General features: G+C 68.9%; 15 protein-coding genes, 1 tRNA gene and 1 pseudogene. 11 read left to right on the top strand and 6 right to left on the bottom strand.

Annotation, left to right across the window (positions count from 1 at the left end):
- The coding region (locus ACFQUZ_RS29055) for an NUDIX domain-containing protein (protein WP_377447900.1) at nucleotides 1-1,297 on the top strand (1,297 nt) is incomplete at its 5' end.
- Nucleotides 1,294-1,980: a hypothetical protein gene (locus tag ACFQUZ_RS29050; RefSeq protein ID WP_377447898.1), complete on the top strand. Its 687-nt coding sequence runs from the start codon at nucleotides 1,294-1,296 to the stop codon at nucleotides 1,978-1,980. The genes ACFQUZ_RS29055 and ACFQUZ_RS29050, both read left to right, overlap by 4 nt.
- 175 nt (nucleotides 1,981-2,155) lie before the next feature.
- Here ACFQUZ_RS29050 and ACFQUZ_RS29045 read toward each other — a convergent pair whose 3' ends face one another.
- The 3 genes from ACFQUZ_RS29045 to ACFQUZ_RS29035 are packed head-to-tail and all read right to left on the bottom strand — an operon-like array spanning nucleotide 2,156 to nucleotide 5,207.
- Nucleotides 2,156-3,112, bottom strand: coding sequence for a tetratricopeptide repeat protein (locus ACFQUZ_RS29045; protein ID WP_377447896.1), 957 nt, complete (start codon nucleotides 3,110-3,112; stop codon nucleotides 2,156-2,158).
- An 11-nt stretch (nucleotides 3,113-3,123) separates the two neighbouring features.
- Nucleotides 3,124-4,734, bottom strand: coding sequence for an NB-ARC domain-containing protein (locus ACFQUZ_RS29040; protein ID WP_377447894.1), 1,611 nt, complete (start codon nucleotides 4,732-4,734; stop codon nucleotides 3,124-3,126).
- An 11-nt stretch (nucleotides 4,735-4,745) separates the two neighbouring features.
- Complete coding sequence (locus ACFQUZ_RS29035; RefSeq protein ID WP_377447892.1) at nucleotides 4,746-5,207, bottom strand: hypothetical protein; 462 nt, start codon at nucleotides 5,205-5,207, stop codon at nucleotides 4,746-4,748.
- 289 nt (nucleotides 5,208-5,496) lie between these two features.
- On the opposite strand from ACFQUZ_RS29035, the pseudogene ACFQUZ_RS29030 reads away from it, so the two are divergent.
- The 3 genes and pseudogenes from ACFQUZ_RS29030 to ACFQUZ_RS29020 form a co-directional block, all read left to right on the top strand.
- A pseudogene (locus ACFQUZ_RS29030) lies at nucleotides 5,497-5,835 on the top strand (transposase); the annotation flags it as partial.
- Between the two features lie 539 nt (nucleotides 5,836-6,374).
- On the top strand, nucleotides 6,375-7,046 hold the full coding sequence (locus ACFQUZ_RS29025) for an HNH endonuclease (RefSeq protein WP_377447890.1): 672 nt from the start codon (nucleotides 6,375-6,377) through the stop codon (nucleotides 7,044-7,046).
- A gap of 639 nt (nucleotides 7,047-7,685) precedes the next feature.
- Nucleotides 7,686-7,761: transfer RNA gene (locus tag ACFQUZ_RS29020), tRNA-Arg, on the top strand.
- Nucleotides 7,762-7,988: 227 nt separating this feature from the next.
- On the opposite strand, the gene ACFQUZ_RS29015 is transcribed toward ACFQUZ_RS29020, so the two are convergent.
- From ACFQUZ_RS29015 to ACFQUZ_RS29005, 3 genes are read right to left on the bottom strand one after another with little or no spacing between them, the layout of a single operon-like run.
- A complete protein-coding gene (locus ACFQUZ_RS29015) occupies nucleotides 7,989-8,480 on the bottom strand; it encodes a hypothetical protein (protein ID WP_377447888.1) in 492 nt (163 codons plus the stop codon).
- Nucleotides 8,481-8,513: 33 nt separating this feature from the next.
- Nucleotides 8,514-8,957, bottom strand: coding sequence for a hypothetical protein (locus ACFQUZ_RS29010; RefSeq protein ID WP_377447886.1), 444 nt, complete (start codon nucleotides 8,955-8,957; stop codon nucleotides 8,514-8,516).
- The gene (locus ACFQUZ_RS29005; protein WP_377447884.1) at nucleotides 8,954-9,589 is read right to left on the bottom strand and encodes a dihydrofolate reductase family protein; all 636 of its coding nucleotides are present in this window, start codon (nucleotides 9,587-9,589) and stop codon (nucleotides 8,954-8,956) included. Before ACFQUZ_RS29005 ends, ACFQUZ_RS29010 begins: the two co-directional genes overlap by 4 nt.
- A gap of 242 nt (nucleotides 9,590-9,831) precedes the next feature.
- Between ACFQUZ_RS29005 and ACFQUZ_RS29000 the strand changes: the two genes are divergently transcribed.
- From ACFQUZ_RS29000 to ACFQUZ_RS28975, 6 genes are all read left to right on the top strand, one after another.
- Nucleotides 9,832-11,094: a sensor histidine kinase gene (locus tag ACFQUZ_RS29000; RefSeq protein ID WP_377447882.1), complete on the top strand. Its 1,263-nt coding sequence runs from the start codon at nucleotides 9,832-9,834 to the stop codon at nucleotides 11,092-11,094.
- A complete protein-coding gene (locus ACFQUZ_RS28995; RefSeq protein WP_377447880.1) occupies nucleotides 11,082-11,741 on the top strand; it encodes a response regulator in 660 nt (219 codons plus the stop codon). Before ACFQUZ_RS29000 ends, ACFQUZ_RS28995 begins: the two co-directional genes overlap by 13 nt.
- Nucleotides 11,742-11,912: 171 nt before the next feature.
- A complete protein-coding gene (locus tag ACFQUZ_RS28990) occupies nucleotides 11,913-12,053 on the top strand; it encodes a hypothetical protein (protein ID WP_377447878.1) in 141 nt (46 codons plus the stop codon).
- Complete coding sequence (locus ACFQUZ_RS28985) at nucleotides 12,050-12,805, top strand: ABC transporter ATP-binding protein (RefSeq protein WP_377447876.1); 756 nt, start codon at nucleotides 12,050-12,052, stop codon at nucleotides 12,803-12,805. The genes ACFQUZ_RS28990 and ACFQUZ_RS28985 overlap by 4 nt, the downstream gene beginning before the upstream one ends.
- Entirely contained in the window at nucleotides 12,799-15,261 is a 2,463-nt protein-coding gene (locus ACFQUZ_RS28980; RefSeq protein WP_377447874.1) for an ABC transporter permease, read from the top strand. Before ACFQUZ_RS28985 ends, ACFQUZ_RS28980 begins: the two co-directional genes overlap by 7 nt.
- A 129-nt stretch (nucleotides 15,262-15,390) precedes the next feature.
- Entirely contained in the window at nucleotides 15,391-16,596 is a 1,206-nt protein-coding gene (locus ACFQUZ_RS28975; protein ID WP_377447872.1) for a class I SAM-dependent methyltransferase, read from the top strand.
- Nucleotides 16,597-16,772 lie beyond the last annotated feature (176 nt).

Raw genomic sequence — 16,772 nt, 5'->3', positions numbered from 1 at the left:
ACCCGACGGCTCCACAGCCGACTGTCCCACGGTGGTCTCGGTCGTCATCTGGCGTCTCTCCCTTGATCGGTCGATCAGCCGTTATTTGTACAGTCCCGCCATGACTCGTCGATACGCCTCCGCCGGTGCCGTCGTCGCGACCGACGACCTCAGGTCTCCACAAGTCCTGCTCCTGGATCAGGTCCGGAAGACCGGCGAACGACAGACCGTCGCCCCGAAAGGCCGACTCGAGCCGGGCGAGGCCCCGCTTCTCGCCGCCAAGAGGGAGGTGGCCGAGGAAACCGGCCTCACCGACACGTACTACAGCGGGTATCTCGGGCAGGAGGCCTACACGTTCACCGACAACGACGGCACGCCAGCGGCAAAGATCGTCGACTGGTTCCTCTTCACGACATCCACCACCGCCACGACGCCGGCCCGGGACGAAGGCTTCGTCCAGGCCCGCTGGCTCGAGGCTTCCGCCGCCCGGCAGGCCGCCAGCCATTCCCAGTTCCAACAGGTGCTGGATCGCGCCCTTGCGGTCATCACCTGGCGTGGCGCTCATCCCTTGCCCTTCAGCCGGAAGCTCAGTTGCCTGGTCAAACAGGTGGCGGCAGAGGCCGCGGCCGTCATCGCCGGACATCCGGATGCCGGGGTCGGGCTGTGCGGATCCGCCGCACGAGGAGACTTCATCGAAGGCTGGAGCGACGTCGACTTCGTTGCCTGGAACCTGCCCCCCACGTCGGCCGCCGCCACGTCGCTCCACGAGATCGTCAGTGAAGCGGCCCGACGCCATGGTGCTCGAGCGTCACTGCACCTCGCCGACAGCCACGGGGGCGACGCCCATCGTCTCGGTCCGCTGTACGACATGAAGATGCGGATGGTGCTGCGCCGAGTAGGGCTCGACACCGCCGTGATCGCAGGTGCCGCCGCCCCTACGCCGGCCGCCGCCTCAGAACTGGGCGATCTCGCTGGTGACGTTGCCATGTTGCACGAGTTCGCCGTCGCCCGTCTGGCCGCGAGCCACCACACAGAATCGGAGCGCGAGGACACCGCACGCCGGGTGTTGTCGGTGCTGTCGAGTGCCGGTCGGTTGCTTGTCGCACACCGAGCGCCACAGGTAGGGCTGCGGCTTCCCGAGGTAGTCGAGGCGCTGCGGGACTGGCCGGACAGCGAGCTCAGATCGCTCCTTGGAGACTACGACGCCTACCGCCGTGCAGGCGCAGACGACGTAGCACAGGCCGAACTGCTCGCCGCACGGGTGCCAGGTGCGCTCGTGGCCGTGAGGAGCATGCTCGAAGAGTCGGCATCCCTATGATCATTTTCGTCGACGGGATTGATGGTAGCGGGAAGACGACTCTGATCAGACATCTTGCCACCGCCCTGAACCGCAGTGGCACCGAAGCAGTCGTCTCCAGCCCACTGTGGCGTTACCTCCCCACGATTGGCGCGCCTGAACAGTTCGCCTCCTGGGTCGTCAGTACCACAGGTATGGACGTTGCAGAGGCGCTCATCGGGGCAATGATTGATCGTCTCGATGATCTCCGCGACCTGAGCGTCGCACAAGACCGCGTGTACCTGGTTGATCGCGGGCCGAAGACCGTCTACGCATCCGCCCGTGCCCACGCCCACGAACGGCACACGGCATTCGAACCCCTTCGGGAAAATCTGGCCGCCTCGGTCCAAGCACTCACCGACGTCCAGCCGTGCGTGGCGATCGAACTTGGCGATGGCGAGGAGGCGCTCCAGACGGCCCTTCCGCGCCTCACATCGTCTCAGGCCGTGACGCCCGGATACCTCGGGTATTTGCAAGCATTCGCCACCGAGATGCATACCTCTGGCGACTGGCCGGGCCTGCCAACAAAACGACTTGATGTTTCCATGTCGGCCGAATCCAATTGCGCGGCGGTCATCGAGTCACTCCGCCTCGCGGCGATCACGATCGGCCGTGCGGACGTAGGGGCAGCAGTGCCCGCAGGCGGACGGGACCGCAAGGCATGAGCCAGCACATGCCTGCCAACGTCCCACCATCGCGAGGGCGGCGAGCGGCTGCACTGCTGACAGCCGTAGTTGAAGCCCGTACGGCCTGGCTCGCTGCCACTGTCGACGTGCGGATCGCAGCGCTCATCGACGATGCCGGCTGGCTCCCGCGTTCCCGTCGACCGAGTTGAGGCGGTCACCTGGGGAGCTTGTCGAGGCGCTCCCGGATGTCGGCTACAAGATCCTGCTTGCCGCCCTCGGACAAGGCGATGATCGCGTGTTCCCCGACGTCACGGGCGCCGGGAAGCCCCTCCTCCGACAAGATGATGAACAGGCTTCCCGCAGTCAGCCCATACTCTTGCCGCTCGCCAATATCCTGGAAGATCTTCCATGCTTTAAGGTGGGCTTCGACAGCGTCACCGACCCGGCCCGCGCCGAACAGCACGATGCCGAGCTGTCGGTATGCCAGCCCCTCGCCATACCGATCCCCTAACGTTTGAAATATTAAGCCCGCTCGGGCGTGTGCATCGACGGCATCATTGAGCCGGTTGAGGCCGGACAACGTGCGTCCGAGGCCGGTCCAGGTTTGCGCCAGGCCGAGCTGATCGCGAAGCTGATCAAAAATGTCGTAGGCCATGGTGTGGGCCTTATAGGCATCACGGTGCCGGCCCAGTCGATTTAGAGCGATGCCGAGGTTCTTCCAAGCCAGCCCTTCACCCCGGTGATCGCCCGTCTGCTGGAAGATCTCCCGAGCGTGGATAGCCGGTTCGACGGCCTCGTCAGGACGGCCGGCTTCAATCAGCGCGAGGCTCAGGTCGTTTGACGCCACTGCTTCACCGTGCGGATCCCCCGCCTCCTGGAAGAGGCTGCGCGCGTGAGCCTGTGCCTCTGCCGCTTCATCGGGCTGTCCATTCTCGGCAAGAGCACCGCCCAGGTTGCCCCACGCCTTGGCTTCGCCGTGTTTGTCACCAGCCATCCGGAGGATATCGCGCGCGTCGGCGCTGACTTCGATCGCCTTGTCGAGGCGATTCGTTTTGCGGAAGACGATGCCGAAGTCGTTCCACACCCGGCCGGTCCCGCGTAGGTCGCCGGCTTCCTCCAGCCGTTCGAGGCTGTTGCCAAATGCTTCGGCAGCCTCCTCGAATTGCTGCATCTCGATTAAAGCTAGTCCCAAATTGTCCCACGCTGCGCCCTCATACAGTAGCGCGGATCACCGAGTTGATGGAAGACCTGCTGAGCATGAGTCGCGGCTTCCGCAGCCGCGCTGAAGTGCCCGGCTTGGTAATACGCGATGCTCAGGTTGTTCGACGCTGCGGCTTCGCGGGATCGATCACCGACGTGGTGACAAAGGTGCCGAGCCCGGGTGGCGATGATAATCCAGTCATGGAATTGGCGGCGCAGGCTTTGGTACTCGCCGAGGGTCAGAGCGAGATCGATCGTCACCTCGGTCATCTGGAAGGCCGGCGCGTTCGCGGCCACAGCCATTAGATTGGCGTGCTCGCTGTCCAGCCAGGCCAGGGCATCGCCGCGGCTGGCAAAGGTGTGCGACTCGGCCACTGCAGTTGGGATCAGATGGGTACTCGCCGCACTGGCAGCCCAGAGGTAGTAGCGGTACAGCCGCTGCCGCGCCTGACTGGTTTCGGCCTCCTCACCGCCGTCACTGGTGCGCTGCTGTTCGGCGGCGTGCAGGCGGAGCAGGTCGTGCATGCTCCAGCGTTCCGGTGCTGGTTCGGTCACTAGGTGAGCCCGATGCAGGTCGGCGAGCAGTTCCGCGGCCTCATGCTCCGGGAGCTCGGCGAGGTGGGCGGCGGCGATGGTGGCGATGTCGGTCCCCGGATTTATGGGAAGTAGCCGGAACAGACGCGCCTGCGGAACGGTGAGATGTTGGTAGGACAGGTCGAAGGCGGAGCGTACGGCCTTCTGCTGCCGGGTCAGGCCGGACAGGCGGTGCTGTTCGGCCCGCAGTCGGTCGGCGAGTGTGTGCGGCTGTAGCTGACGTCGGTCGACCAGCAGCGCCGCCACGATGCGCAGGGCGAGCGGCAGCCCCGCGCACAGGCCTGCGAGTTCAGTCAGCGCTTCCCGGTGGTCCGCCTGCAGACGTGGTTCCTCCGGGCCGAGACGAGTACCGATCACCTCGGCCAGCACGTCGGTGGAGGCATCCTGTCCCAGCACATCCAGATCGTGCAGCCGAGCTTCCAAGTCGAGCGTGTGCCGGGAGGTCACTAGCACCGGTATCCGGCCATCGCTAGGCAACAGCGGATGGACCTGTTCCTCGCTGTCGACGTTGTCGATGACCAGCAGCAGCCGCCGGTCCTGAGTGGTATAGGTGTCAAGGACGCTGCGCCAAAGCAGGGACCGGCCGCTCAAGTCGGCCGGGATGTGCTCACCCGGGATCCCTAGCGCCGACAACCATCCCGCTAGGGCGTCCTCGGCGGATACCCGGCGGTCAGGGTCGTAGCCGAACATGTCAACGAAAAGCACGCCGCCGGGAAACCATCCATCGGCGAGGACCTCGTGGGCGATGTGCAGCACCAGCTCGGTCTTGCCGACCCCGGCCATCCCGGCCACCGCGGACACCAGCTGGACGCCACCGGGACAGTCGGGCCTCAATGCTTCGCGCAGGGCCTCTGCGGCATGCTCGCGCCCGGTGAACACGGGCGAGGCTGGCGGCAGCCCAGTCAAGGCCGGCCGGATCTCGGCTGGCAACGTGACTGAGATATCCCGCCCCATGATCACCGAGCTGAAAAAGAGCCCCCCGGTGATCTTGTTCGACACTCGACCGAATCTCACTTCGCGGTTCCCGAGTCGTTACCCTTAGCCGAGGACGTGGGCGGCGGCAGAGAGACGTCCTCGATGTCACGGCCCATGATTAACGGTTCGTGGAAGGTGCCGCCTCGCACCTCGTTACGCACCTCCGACGGTCCTTGTTCGGGGCGTGCCGCGGCCCCGGTCGATGCGGGGCGGCCCGAGCCGATGCGCCGCACGTCCCGGCCAAGCAGGGCTGTCCCCTTCACCAATGCGTCCGTGACTGTGTTGTGTACCTGATTCGTCGACCCGGACGAGCCACCGCGTGCCTTGACCGCGCTGTACACAGCCAGGGCTAGCCCGGTGGTACCGATAAACATGCTGATCACGCTGGACCAGCGGTCGGCGTCCTCCAGCCCGGCTCGAGCCAGCGCCACGGCTAGCGCGATTAGCCCGACCAACAGACCCACGATCCACCACGGCTTGCCAATGCGCACAATCACCACTGCATTGTGACCGCTGTACTGCCACTGGGTGAGCCTGCGTCTGCGGTGAGCGATTCGTCGGGTGCCCAAATCAGCAGGCCCGGGCACGTCTGGGTCAGGCGGACGAGGATATCGCCGACGACAAGGTGCAGCGGAGCGGTGATGCACGCGAGCGGTGTTCAGCGTGCCGGTGAAGGCGCCGATGTCGGTGAAGTGACCCCCTGAGGCCGGACACCTCCTGACTTGGCAGCCTGCCGAGGAGGAGGAACCGCATGACACCACCGAGTAAGAACCCCAACAGTTCCGGCGCCAGGCCGTGGCACTGGTGCTGGACTCCGGCTGTCCAAACTGCGACGTAGCCAAGGAACTGGGCGTCAATCACGAGATGCTGCTTAACTGGGTCACCAAGGCCAGGCAGGACCGGGCCGGCACGGCCGGTGGCGCGCCGCAGGCGTTAAGCAAGCCACGGCTCGTCGCGCGGAGCCGCCAACGTCACAGAGCTGTGTCTCTAGCACAGGCGGCCGGGCGGGAGGACCGCTGTGGGATCGCTCGCAAGCACTTAAGCACGGGTGGCAGCCTGTTTCGGCTCCGACCGCCACCGGAGCCCGTCTTTGATCACCTCCCTCGATCGTGCGCTGCAACCTAGAAGTGTCGTACCTCGCGGGTACCGTCTCGTCGTGATTCAGTCTGGAGGGGGCGACCATGACAGGTGATCGACCCACGACGACATTGCGGTCCCTGAACGGGAGCCACATGAACGGCGCGGTCCGCTTCTGTGTCGACTGCAGCGGTGAACTTCCGCCGGTCACAGGTCCCGGCCGACATTCTCCACGATGCGGCGACTGCCAGCTCAAACGAAAACGTCAACAGACTCGTCAAGCTCAGCGCCGCAAGCGCGCACCGGAGCGAGAGGCCCGCATCCAGGCTGAACTTGAGCGCCGATGTGTCGACTGTGACGGCGCATTACCGCAGATCCAGGGGCGAGGGAAGCGGCCCGCCCGCTGTACATCGTGCGCCGAGCTTCACAACCGTCAACGGCGCACCGAGTACTCCCGGCAGTACTACGCCGACAACTATCCCCAGCGTCCGGAAATTCACCGGTGCGGCAGCTGCGCTGCCGAATTCCGTTGGAAGGGGCGCGGCGGTAATCCGCCTCAGCACTGCCCCTCGTGCACAACACGCGGCTTGCGAGAGCGTCAGAACGCCAGAAATCGCGCCGCGACGACTGCGCGCAGACCCGTCGTCTTCACCTGTGTCATCTGCGCGGCGGTTACACCGGTACAGCGGCTTGGCGCGTTCCCCATCTGTTGTCGAAACTGCCGGCCAGAGTATGCGCGCCGTGCCGAGCAGGCCCGCCGGGATGCGAATGCGCTGCCGCCGACGGTATGGCGCACAACGTGTCTCGGCTGCGGCAAGACCATCGAGCAGACGGGCCGGAACGGAAACTTTCGGAAGCGTTGCCCGCCCTGCAGCGAACAAGCGTGGAAGCGGCAGACCCGGCAGTGGCTTAAGGAACGGCCGGAGCTACGCCGGATGAAGAATCGCAACAACAAGCGCAACCGTCGCCTCGCGCGCCGAGACCCGGAGTCCGAGAAGTTCACCGACATCGAGATCTACGAGCGCGACGGCTGGACGTGCGGAATCTGTAAGCGACCAGTTGACCGGACCCTGGTCTTTCCGCACCCGATGTCGGTCAGCCTCGACCACGTGACCCCGCTCGCGCGAGGAGGAAAACACCGACGAGACAACGCACAGTGCGCCCACTGGCTGTGTAACTCGCGCAAGACCTACCGCCTCGAATCGGAGATGGACCGAATACGGCGACGGTCCCCGACGATCGTTCGGTTCATCAGCTGAAGACGGCAATGGGTCGCAGATAGGGTCTACCTACCAGATTGGTTCGAAAGAGGGCCGGCTCGGTCTGGACGGCAGGCATGGGAGGAACAGCGGAGGTATGAGGCCTTCAGGGCTCGGTCGACTCTGTTGAGCACCTCTAGGAACTCGTCAGCGCGTCGTTTGGTGTTTGTAGGTGTGTCAGCATCGCTTCGGGCGCACTCACATCGGCATGAGCGGACACTTGGTGGGGGCCGTCGCCGTAGGCATCTGGGTGGGGCGTCGTTTTCACAGGCCGGACGCACCAACCCCATGAACCAAGCGTGCGCCGACGTACTCGGCGGGCCTCGCCTTCGGCGGGGGTGAGGCTGAGAGCTGACACCGCGTCGGTCACTGCCGTCGGCGCCGGCCGACGGGTCCCGGGCTGAGCGAGCACATCATGATCTTCGATGATGTGGGCGGTGTGTGCTCTCCAGCGGATGCCCACCGGGGTGAACCGGTGCCAACGCGGGTCACCGCGGCCGACCGCCGGTCGCAAACCGGGGTTCGTGTGCTCGGCGTGTGCTCCTGGGCTGCGACAACGGGGGTCCGGGGACGTGGGTGAACGGGGGCCACTCCCTGCCACCCCAGGTGAACGCCCAGGTCGCTACACTGGGCCCTCGCGCCCCCGTAGCTCAGGGGATAGAGCATCGGTTTCCTAAACCGTGTGTCGCAGGTTCGAATCCTGCCGGGGGCACCACCAAGATCAGTAGGAACGCTGTCTGATCAGCGGATACGTCTTCCATGTCGGGACTGTGCGGCAGGATGCCGCGAGGAGTTGCCGTTCCGCGAAAGGCGTTCAACGACACAGGCGGGGCAGTCGCCGAAATGTGGGGTGTTCACGGGAGGATGATCACACCAGTAACGGCGGCGCGGCCAGCGGGTTGTACGCGTGGCGGGCGTGAGGTCAGCACCGTTTCGGCGTGGCTAGGCGAGGAGCCGGAAACGGGGCGCCTCTCGGCTCTCGGCGATCGGCACGGAGCAGTGCTGGCAGCTGACGGGGGACGGCCGCACAAAGTTGGTCTGGTCGGAGAACGTGCCCGACTCCATGGACTCTGGGCAGTAGTAGTCCAGGTGGTGACGAACCCAGGGATAACGGGTAAGCACTGTTGCCGCTGCATCGCGTTTCGCGTCATGGAAGGGTGCCCACCAGAAGTCGACGACCGTTCCGAGACGGATCTCGCCGCCCGCTGTGCCCCGGTCGAATGCGGAGATGCGCGCGGCGGCGTAGTGCTTCCCGTCGCGCCCGCTGCCGGAGCAGACGGCTCGCTCCGCACCCTTCTCAAGCAGCGTGGTGCGGCCGGTGCGTTCGCAGATGAAGCAGTCGATGCTCAGTTCCAGCCTGCCGCTCCAGTGGAGGTTGTGGAACGGCGACTCCGGCACGGTGAGGGTTGCCGTGATTTCTAGGGACTGAAGCACTTCGTGATCCTGGCACACGTTTGATGCCGCGGCTCAGATCAGCGCCAACAGCAGCAGGCCCCCGACGATCAGGTCGACGACGGCACACTGTTCGGCCCACCAGCGCGGGACCACGGCGTTCAGTCGGTGATGGATGATGTCCCAGCCGGTGTGGGCCAACCAGCCGAGGCCGAGCAACACCCGCGCGGCGGTGTCGTCGACGAGCAGCGCCCCCACGGTGGCGGCGCCGAAGACGACCACACCGGCGAGTTCCACGGTGAGCCACCGGCCGGTACGGCGGTACGCGCCGCGGAACACACCCCACACCAGATAGATCAGCGCGGCGACGACCAGCCCTCGACTGAATTCGCCTACCACCCCCGTGGCCAGCAGCACCGCAACCACGGCCAGCCCGAGTGCGATCGGCCAGCGGGCCAGCACCCGTGACCACGCGGACGACGACGATGACGCCCCGGAGTGGACGGTGTCCCGGTTCATGCGGCACCCCGTCCGGAAGCGGCTCCCGGGAGAGTCGACCGCGAGTGGACCCGGTAACGCAGGTGCATGACACCCGGCCCGTCCATGGCGCGCAGCAGCTCCAGTTCGACATGGTCGGCCGGCATGTTGTCGAACAGCCGCCGGCCCTGTCCCAGCAGCACCGGCACCAGGTGCAGTTGCATCTCGTCCAGCAGGCCGGCTCGAAGGCATTCCTGGGCCGTCGCGGCACCATGGAGCAGGATGTCGCGGTCGCCGGCGGCAGCCCTGGCCTGCTCGACGCAGGAGGCGATGCCGTCGGTGACGTAGCGGGCGTGTCCCGGCGCGGGTCGCTCGGGCGCGGTACGGGTCAGCACGAAGATCGGTACGCCGTCGTGGTGGTCGCCGCCCCAGCCGCCCGCGTTGTCGAAGGTCCGTCGGCCGGTGATCACCGCGCCGGTGGCCATCAGTTCGTCGAACACCGTGGAGCCGGCGTCGTCGGTCGGCCGGTAGGAAGCGGGGTCACCGTCGCCAGAGTGCAACCAGCCGTGCAGCCGCTCGCCCCCGAGGCCCAGCCCGTGATCGGGTCCGTCGTCCGGGCCGGTGATGAAGCCGTCCAGCGACATCGACATGTACAGCACGACCTTGCTCGTCATTCGGATCCTTTCCGTACGTCGAAGTGACCGACGTCCTGGGGCAGCGGTCACGACCGGCCGACGACAGCGGACCTCGCCGGACTCGCGTGGGCAGGAAACCGGCCAGCGGCTTCAGAATGGTTTCACCCGGTCGCGGCGCTCGCGAGCCACCGCGTTCGTGGAACGTGTCCGGCTAAGCGCTACCGGTCACGGGCGGCGGTCCACCCGGTCTGAGGTCGGCCCGATGGTGCACAGTCGGAGGCGTGGCGACGACAAGCTTCTCGCGGACGGTGTTGCCGGCCGGCCGGGCGGTGGTGGGCCTGCTCACCGATCTGCTCGCCGGCCTGGTCGCCGTCGCCCTGCTGGCCGGTTGGGCGTTGGCGGTCGTGCTCGTGCCGGTGGGCGTCGGTGTCGCACTGCTGCCGGTGCTGTTCACCGTCACCCGACGGTTCACTGGCTGGGAACGCCGGCGGATCGGTCGCAGCCTCGGGCGGTTGGTGCCGCAGCGCTACCGCGAACCACGGTCGACCACCTGGCTGGGCCGGATCCGGGAGCAGGCCACCGACGTGGCGTCCTGGCGCGACCTCGGCTGGTTGGCCATCGCCGCCAGTTGCGGGCTGACCCTGGGGCTCACCGCCGGGTACCTGCTGCTCGGGGCGCTGAACGCCGTCACGGTACCGCTGTGGTGGTGGATTCTGCCGCCGGGGGAACCCGTGACGCCGTTGCCGGGGGTCGCCGTGACCGACTGGTCGACCGCCGTCCTGGTACCGCTGGTTGGGCTGGCCTACCTCGCGGTGCTGTTGTTCGCTCCCGAGGTCACCGTCCGCTACGCGCGCTGGGGCGAACGGGTGCTCGGCCAGGGCCGGTCGGAACATCTCGCCGAACGGGTCGACTACCTGTCCCGTACCCGGGCCGAGATGCTGGAGGCGCACGGTACGGAGCTGCGTCGGATCGAACGGGACCTGCACGACGGGTTGCAGGCCAAACTGGTCAACGCCAACCTGTATCTCGGGTTGCTGGACGGGACGCTGGCAACTGACCACCCGGGTCGCGCCCACGCCGACGCCGCGCGGGCCCAGATTCGGGTAGCCCTGACCGAGTTGCGGGCCGTGGTCCGCAGCATCTATCCGCCGATCCTGTCCGACCGAGGACTGGTCGGTGCGCTGCGCGCGGTGGCCGACGACTGCCCGGTGCCGTGCGAGGTGGACGTCGGTCCGATCGGCGACCTCCCCGGAGCGATCGAGTCGGCCGCGTACTTCGGGGTCACCGAGGCGCTTACCAACGCGGTCCGACACGCCCGGCCAACCCAAGTGCGGATCACGGTGCGCCGCACGCCCGACCTGCTCACCGTACGAGTGGAAGACGACGGAGTCGGCGGTCTGGCGAAACGTCTCGACGACGGCGTGGCCGGCACGGGCATCGCCGGCCTCCGGGCCAGGCTGCGCGCGTTCGGCGGTACGTTCGATCTCGACAGTCCGGTGGGCGGACCGACCGAGGTACGGATGGAGTTGCCGTGCGGGTGGTGATCGCGGAGGACGAACCGCTCCTCCGGGAGGGACTGACGGTGCTCCTGCGGGGACACGGCTTCGACGTGATCGCCGCCGTCGCCGACGTGGACGCGCTCACTGCTGAGATGAGAACCCGTCGGCCGGACGTGCTGGTGACCGACGTACGGTTGCCGCCCGGCTACCGGGACGAAGGGCTGCGCGCGGCGGTCGAAGCCCGCCGCCGGCACCCCGGCCTGCCGGTCCTGGTGCTGTCCTCCTACGTCGAACGCGAGTACGCCCGTGACCTGCTCTCCGACGACGCCGGTGGAGTCGGCTACCTGCTCAAGGACCGGATCGGCGACGTCGCCGGGTTCGTCCGGTCGCTGCGCCGGGTGGCCGACGGCGGAACGGCGATCGACCCGGAGGTGGTCGCCCAGCTCGTCACCCGGCGACGCGACCCGATCGAGGCACTGACCAACCGGGAATACGAGGTGCTCAGCCTGATGGCCGAGGGGCTGGACAACGTCGAGATCGCCGCCCGGCTGGTCGTTACCGAACGAGCCGTTCTCAAGCACGTCGGCAATGTGTTCACCAAGCTTGGCCTGACCCCCGATGGTTCGGGGCACCGCCGGGTCCGGGCGGTGCTCGCCTACCTGCGCGGCGCCGAGCACCACCGAACGGACTAGAACCGGACTACAACCTCCACCGCCGGCCGGGTGTGGCGGGCTCCGAGGGCGCGGGGTGTCGAGAACTCCACCCCCGATCCACCCCTCGACGTCACTGTGTTCCCGCGACGCCGTTCCTAGCGTTTGTCACGTCCCGTGAGCACGGGACACGAAGACGACGGGAGGTGGCCCGTGGCGGGTCGGCGCGAACGGGATGAACGGAACGCGGATCCCGGGGAATGGACGCCCCGACGGGAGCGGCGGCTGTGGCCGTGGGTCCTGCTGGTGGTGATCGCGGTGGGCGTCGTCGTCAACGTGGCCCTGACGGTATGACCGGGAGCGGTGCGGAAACGGTAGCGGCGCTGCGGCTGGTCGGGGTGTCCCGGCGCTACGGCCGGGGCCGGGGCGAGGTTCGGGCGCTCGACGCGATCGACCTGGACGTCCAGCCCGGCAGCTTCGTGGCCGTGATGGGGCCGTCCGGGTCCGGCAAGAGCACCCTGTTGCAGTGCGCGGCCGGCCTGGACGAGGTGAGCGCGGGGACGGTCCAGGTCGGACGGGTCACCGTCACCGGTCTGGACGAGAGCCAACGGGCTATGTTCCGCCGGGATCGGGTGGGCTTCGTCTTCCAGTCGTACAACCTGATCGACGGGCTCACCGCGTACCAGAACATCGAGGCCCCGGTCCGGCTGGCCGGCCGGCGGGCCGACCCGGCGGCCGTCCGGGCGCTGGCCTCCCGCGTCGGCGTGCTCGACCAGTTGGCGCGCCGGCCCCGCGAGATGTCCGGGGGCCAGCGGCAGCGGGTGGCACTGGCCCGGGCACTCATCACCCGACCCGACGTCATCTTCGGCGACGAGCCCACCGGCGCTCTCGACACCGGGTCCGCCCGGCAGGTGCTGGACCTGATTCGGGATCTGGTCAGGCACGAGCGGCGGACGGTGGTGATGGTGACGCACGACCCGGTGGCCGCGGCACACGCCGATCGGGTGGTGTTCCTGGCCGACGGACGGCTGCGGGGCGACGAGCACCAACCGACTGTGGACGGCGTGCTGCGGACGATGATCCGGTTGGAGGAGGGCCGGTGCTGACGTTCGTCCGGGCCCTGCGCCGGCACGGCGGCAACACCGCGACGCTTGTCACGCTCGTCGCGACGTCGGCCCTGCTCGCCCTGTGCGGTGCCCTGCTCGCCGGCGGTGTCACCGACCGGGTGCCGGCGCAGCGGTACGCCGCGGCCCAGGTCGTCGTCGGCGGCACCGACACGGCGACCGTACGCCGGGAAGGCCGGGCCAGGGATGTCGATCTGCCCGGCCCGCGACCGCTCGTCCCGGAGGACCTGGACGCCGTACGGTCCCGGGTCGGTCCCTCGGCCACGGTGGTGGCGGACATCGCCGTCCCGACAGCGGTCGGCGCGACCGGGCGGTGGCGACCGGTCACCGCACACGGCTGGTCCTCCCACGTCCTCGGCCCGCTCCGGTTGGTCTCCGGTGCCCCGCCGGCGAAGCCGGACGAGGTGGTCATCGACGAGTCGCTCGAGATCCCGTCCGGCGGCCGAATCCAGGTGCTCACCCCCGACGGGCCGCGTGACCTCGCGGTCGTCGGCACCGTCGCGCTGTCGGACCGGGCGGCGCCGCGGGTGCCCGCCGTCTACCTGATCGACGCCGCCGTCGAGCCGTTGGCGCGACGCGGCTCGGCGGTCCACTACGCGGCGATCGGCGTCGTGCTCGGCCCCGATCGGGCGCCCGACGAGGTCGCCGACGAACTGCGCGGCGTGCTTCCCCGCGAGCGCGTCCGGGTGGAAACCGGCGCGGCCCGCAGCCGGGTGGAGTTTCCCGACATCGCCGGGGCCCGCACCGACCTCCAGTCGCTGTCCGGCTCGCTGATTGCCATCGTCGTACTGGTCACGTTGGTCGTCGTCGGGTCCACGGTCGCCCTGGCGCTGGCCAGGCGGCGTGCCGACCTCGCGGTGTTGCGGGCCATCGGGGCGACGCCACGGCAGACGGTTCGGTTGGTGGTGACCGAGACGGCCACCGTCGGCCTGTTCGGTGGCCTGCTCGGGCTCGTCCCGGCGGCCCTCCTCATTCCGCTGGCGGGCGGACTGATGCGGTCGGTCGGGCTGCTGCCGGACGGGTTTCCGCTCACCCTGGGACTCCTCCCGGCGGTGGCGGCGGTCGCACTGACCACGCTGATCGCCGCGGCGACCGGTTGGGGAGCCGGCCGACGGACCGCCGCGATGAGCCCTGTCGTGGCGCTGCGCACCGCCGCCGTGAGCGACGACGCCCGGTCGGGTCGCGGCACCCCGCTGGTCGGAGCCCTGTTGAGCCTGGTCGGCCTGGGCGCGGGCGTGCTGCCGCTGTTCGTCGACGGCATCGTCGGGGTGGCGGTTGCCGGCGGCGGTGGGCTGCTGCTCGCGGCCGGTGCCGCGCTGCTGTGCCGGCCGATCGTCGGGATGCTGGTCCGGCCGGTGGCTTGGCGGTTGATGCGGTCCACGGCACCGCACCGCTGGCTCGCTGGGGCCGGCATGGTCGGCCAGACCACCAGGATGGCCGCCGGTGTCGCTCCGATGGTGCTGATGATTGGGATCTCGTTGGCCCAGGTGCTGCTGCCGGCGTCGCTCGCCGGGGCGGCCGGTCGGCAGGCGGCGGCCGGCCTGCGCGTCGACGATGCGGTCACCGCCGTTCACGGGTTGCCCGCGACCGCGGGGTCCGTGCCGGTCGCCCGTCAGGCGGTGGTCGGCGTGACCACGGTCCTGGACGGACCGGAGACCTTCCCGTACGTGGCCACCGGGTGGCGCGGACCCGCGGCCCCGGTCTTCGACCTCGCGTTGCGGCCCGGGTCGGCCTGGGACCCCAGCCGCGCGTTGGATGCGGACGAGGCGGTGCTCGGCGATCTGGCCGCTGCGACGCTCGGTGTGGGCGTCGGACAACGGGTGGAGTTGGTGCTGGCCGACGGCGCCGTGGTGACGCGCCGGGTCGTCGGCGTCTACGAGCGTGGGCTCGGGCTCGGTGACGTGCTGCTCGACTACGACACCCTCGTCATGCACCGTACGGTGGGTGACTCGGCCGGGGACAGTGCCGACCTGCTGCTCGCGCTCCGCTCGGACCGCACGGCCTGGGGCGAGAGGGTGCCGGCGGCGGATGCGTTCGGCGCCGGCGGGTCGGCGGTCGACGCTGGCATCGCGGCGAGCACCATTCCACTGTTCGGGCTGTTCGCCTTCATCGCCGTCGCGGTGGCGAACAGCCTGCTGCTGTCCGTCACCGGGCGGGCGGACACGTTCGCGGCGCTGCGCCGGATCGGGGCCGACCGGGGCCAGCTGACCAGGTCGCTGACGGTTGAAGCGGTCACCACCGTCGCCGTGGCGGTGCTGCTCGGCACGGCGACGGTGGTCGTGCCGATGGCCACCGTCGCGTACCGGCTCTCGGGAACGCCGTGGCCCTCGGTCCCGGCCTGGTTCTACCTGACCGTCGTCGGGTCGGTGTCCGTCGTCGCGATGGCCGCGGTGTTGTTGCCAGGTCGGTTGGTCGTCCGGCAGGGGCTCGACGGTTGAGCGGCGGCCTCGGACGGTCGCGACGGCCCACCCGTCGTACGGTCGGTGACCGAATCCCGTCACAATCCGTAGCCAGCCGGTGTCACCTCGATACGCTGCGCATCCTGCCTGTTGCCTGCGGAGTGGTCCATGGACAAGCCGACGGGTCCAACCGAACGTCCCTGCGACGCGTGCGGCGCGGCGGCGCTCGTCGCCTTCAGCGAGGTGGGTGACCTGCCGATCGAGACGGGTCGCCACTTCGCCAGCGAGGCGCGGGCGATGGCCTCGCCGGTCGGTCGGGTCGTGCTCGGCCGGTGCCCCCGCTGCGCGTACGTGCGCAACCTGGCCTTCGAGGCGACGCTTGTCGACCCGGCGGCGCCGACGGACATGAACCTCTACCACTCGCCGACGTTCCGGCGGTTCTGCTCCGGGCTCATCGTGGACCTGGTCGACCGGCTGCCCGTACGCGGTGCCCGGGTGCTCGAGGTCGGCTGTGCCCAGGGCGAGTTCCTCAAGGAGTTGTGCGCGGTGGCGGGCTGCACGGGCATCGGCTACGACGCCAGTTACGCCGGGCCGGAGGGCCCGGATCCCAGCGGGGCCGAGCTGCGGGCCGGTCCGGCTCCGCTCGACGGCAACCTGCCGCCGTACGACGTCCTGGTCTCCCGGTTCGCGTTGGAGCACGTCGACGACCCGTTGTCGTTCCTCTCGTCGCTGCGCCGGCAGGCGGGCGACCGGCCGGTGGTGGCCCACGTGCAGGTGCCCGACGCGGGGTACGACCTCGCCACCGCCGGATGGGAGGTGATCTACCCGCATGTCTCCTATTTCAACGTGAGTGCCCTCTGCGCGATCGCGGAACGAGCCGGCTGGCGGGTCACCGGCACCGGCGCCGTCTTTTCCGGGCTGATCCGCTACGTCGAGCTGTCATCGGCGCCCGGAGCGGCGCGCGAAACCGACGACCTCGGCACGCCGCTCGACCTGGGCCTCGACGCGGCGCGGGACGCCCAACTCGCCGCGCTGCGCGGGTTCGACGCCCGGCACCACCGGATGCGCCGCCACTGGGCGGAGACGATCAGCCGGCTGGCCGACGAGGGCGCCAAGCCGGTGCTGTGGGGGGCCGGCTCGCGAGGTGTGCAGCTGCTGACGTTCGCCGACCCGAAGCGGCGGCTCACCGCGGTGGTCGACGTCAACCCGGCCAAGTGGGGCCGCTTCCTGCCGGTGACGGGGCACCGGGTGGACCCGCCGGACAGCCTGCCCCGGGACGTGCGTGCTGTGGTCATCACCAACCCGGTCTACCGAGCGGAGATCGCCCGGTCGCTGCGCGACCTCGGCATCACCGCCGAGATTCTGGCCGCCTGAGGCGAGCGGGACCCCCGATGGGCGCCGACGCAGCCCGCCAGTGTCGGACTTCTTGCTGTGTACGCCCTGGTCAGGGTGCACGCTGGTGCCCGGCGGACTCGGCGGCACCCACCCCTGGCGGCGCAGCCAACCGGTCGAGACCGATCCTTACCGCGTCGCGCCTGATGGGGGTTGCC

It is taken from the genome of Plantactinospora sp. GCM10030261 (genome assembly GCF_042666615.1).
Lineage (GTDB): Bacteria > Actinomycetota > Actinomycetes > Mycobacteriales > Micromonosporaceae > KBS50.
Note: the sequence above shows the minus strand (reverse complement) of the source record. Positions and strands in the feature narration are given on the sequence as shown.